This is a genomic window from Oceanisphaera sediminis (assembly GCF_039539745.1).
GTDB lineage: Bacteria > Pseudomonadota > Gammaproteobacteria > Enterobacterales > Aeromonadaceae > Oceanimonas > Oceanimonas sediminis.
This window is the reverse complement of record NZ_BAABDS010000021.1, coordinates 1-523: the sequence shown is the minus strand read 5'-3', so window position 1 is coordinate 523 and position 523 is coordinate 1. Positions and strand designations below refer to the sequence as shown.

1 tRNA gene is annotated in these 523 nt (G+C 45.9%); it reads left to right on the top strand.

Annotated features, from left to right (window positions below):
* Window positions 1–185 precede the first annotated feature (185 nt).
* Window positions 186–261: transfer RNA gene (locus tag ABD827_RS06935), tRNA-Glu, on the top strand.
* Window positions 262–523: the final 262 nt, after the last annotated feature.

Genomic DNA, 523 nt, shown 5'->3' with positions numbered 1-523 from the left:
GCTTGATATGAGTAGAGCGCTTTTGATAAGGGCGTGGCAACCAGTTCGCCTATAGCTGGTTGCACACCGAGTAAAGCAAACACCGCGTACAGGGATAACATTATTCTTGTCGCTCGGGTTCGCAGAGCTCACCACTCGCCTTTACCAAAAATCGTCGAAGCGTGCTTCGACAAGATTGATTTTTGGTCCCCTTCGTCTAGAGGCCTAGGACACCGCCCTTTCACGGCGGTAACAGGGGTTCGAATCCCCTAGGGGACGCCATCGCGCAAAACACTAAGCATTACGCTGTAAGAAGACACCTTCTTAAAGTCTAACGCTTAGAGTTTAACTACTCTTGCTCTTTAACAATCTGGAAAGCTGATAGAAATAATTTGTAGTTCTTGATACGCAAGTGTCTTGGAACTTCTTGGCGAAATATGTTGTAAGCATCAGTCACTGATGCGTCAACCCTGCTTTGAGCAAGTTGTTTTTATGCTGCCTTTATATAGCAATATATTTAGGCGAGTGTCATCGACGTGAGTTC